Annotated in this window: 2 protein-coding genes and 1 pseudogene; all 3 read right to left on the reverse strand. The window is 70.7% G+C overall.

The genetic code is table 11. From position 1 onward, the window contains the following. Nucleotides 1-32: 32 nt before the first annotated feature. The gene (locus ACFWWR_RS48525) at nucleotides 33-668 is read right to left on the reverse strand and encodes a CoA transferase subunit B (protein WP_384310778.1); all 636 of its coding nucleotides are present in this window, start codon (nucleotides 666-668) and stop codon (nucleotides 33-35) included. Nucleotides 669-688: 20 nt separating this feature from the next. Next, nucleotides 689-1,472 (reverse strand): annotated as a pseudogene (locus ACFWWR_RS48530) (CoA transferase subunit A). Between the two features lie 46 nt (nucleotides 1,473-1,518). After that, nucleotides 1,519-2,018: SDR family NAD(P)-dependent oxidoreductase (locus ACFWWR_RS48535; RefSeq protein WP_384310776.1), on the reverse strand; the 500-nt coding region annotated here is incomplete at its 5' end.

A 2,018-nucleotide genomic window follows, 5' to 3' on the forward strand; every position in this document is an offset into this window, starting at 1 on the left:
GGGCCCGTGGTCCCTGCCCGCCCGACGCATGGTTATGGCTTCCGGATCAGAGGTGCGTCGGTGCGGGCGGCGATGTCCTCGGCGGTGACACCCGGCGCGCATTCCACGAGAGCGAGGCCCTCGGATGTGACGTCGAGGACGCCGAGGTCGGTGATGATGCGGTGGACGCACCGTTCGCCGGTGAGCGGGAGGGTGCACTCCTTGAGGATCTTCGGGCTGCCGTCCTTGGCGGTGTGTTCCATCAGGACGATGACGCGGCGGGCGCCGTGGACGAGGTCCATCGCGCCGCCCATACCCTTGACCATCTTGCCGGGGATCATCCAGTTGGCCAGGTCTCCGACGGCGGAGACCTGCATCGCGCCGAGCACGGCGGTGTCTATGTGGCCGCCCCGGATCATGCCGAAGGACAGGGCCGAGTCGAAGAAGGAGGCCCCCGGCAGCACCGTGACGGTCTCCTTGCCGGCATTGATCAGGTCAGGGTCGACCTCGGCCTCGGTCGGGTACGGGCCCGTGCCCAGGATGCCGTTCTCGGAGTGCAAGACCACATGGACGTCCGGGGGAAGGTGGCCGGGGATGAGGGTGGGCAGGCCGATGCCGAGGTTGACGTAGGAGCCGTCGGTGAGTTCGGCGGCGGCGCGGGCGGCCATCTGGTCCCGGGTCCAGCCCAGCTGCGTTCCGAGGGTGGTGCTCATGCGCGTACGGTCCCTCGTGTCGAAGACGCGGAAATGGAAAGGTGCTCGATCTGCTTGTCGGCGGCCTCGGCCGGCGTGAGGACCACGATCCGCTGAACGAAGATGCCCGGCAGGTGGATCTCCTCCGGGCTCAGCGCGCCCGGCTCGACGAGTTCCTCCACCTCGGCGACGGCGATGTTGCCCGCCATCGCGGCCAGCGGGTTGAAGTTGGCTGCGGACTTACGGAAGACCAGGTTCCCGTGGCGGTCGCCGCGCCAGGCCCGTACGAGGGCGAAGTCGGTGGTGATGCCGTGCTCCAGGACGTACGTGCGGCCCGCGAAGTCGCGGGTCTCCTTGGGCGGGGAGGCCACCGCGACCGTGCCGTCGGGCCGGTAGCGCCAGGGCAGCCCTCCCCTGGCCACCTGGGTGCCCACCCCCGCCGGGGTGTAGAAGGCGGGTATGCCCGCTCCCCCGGCGCGCAGCCGTTCGGCCAGCGTGCCCTGCGGCACCAGCTCCACCTCCAGCTCGCCCGACAGGTACTGACGGGCGAGCTCCTTGTTCTCGCCCACGTAACTGCCCGTGACACGGGCGAACCACCCCGTCGGCCAGCAGGACTCCCAGTCCGCGCCCGTCCACACCGCAGTTGTTCGACACGACCTCCAGGCCGGTGGTGCCCTGGGCGTGGAGTGCCTGGATGAGCACGTCGGGGATGCCGCTGAGGCCGAAGCCGCCGACGGCCAGCGACGCGCCGTCGGGGATGTCGGCGACCGCCTCGGCGGCGTTCGCGCGGACCTTGTCCATGGGAGGGAGGGCCTTTCTGTCGTGTCCGTCGTGCGTGGTCGCCGGCTCAGGCGTCCGCGCGCAGGGCGTCCGAGATCGACTTGGCGCCGCCGTGCGCGGTGAGGCCGCCGTCGACCGGGATCTCGGCCCCCGTGATGAAGGACGCCTCGTCGGAGAGAAGGAAGGCGACGAGCGGGGTGATCTCGTCGACGGTTCCGGTGCGGCCGAGCGGTGTCTCGCGGACGTTCGCCTCTCGGAACGCGGGCGCCGCGGAGGCGGTCATGTCCGTCTCGATGAAGCCGGGGTGGACGATGTTCACGCGGATGCCAACGGGCCCCAGTTCCATGGCGGCGGTCCGCGACAGACCGCGCAGTGCCCACTTACTGGCCGTGTAGGCGACCGGGTAGTGGCCGGTGAGCGCGGCGGACGAGCCGACGTTCACGATCGAGGAGCCGGGTGGCATCAGCGGGGCAAGGTGCTGGATGCCCAGCAGCGGGCCGGTGACGTTGACTGCGTGGACCCGGGCCATGTCCTCGGGGCGTACGTCGTCGATCCGGGCCCGCCAGG

This window comes from Streptomyces sp. NPDC058678, assembly GCF_042714835.1.
Taxonomy (GTDB): Bacteria; Actinomycetota; Actinomycetes; order Streptomycetales; family Streptomycetaceae; genus Streptomyces.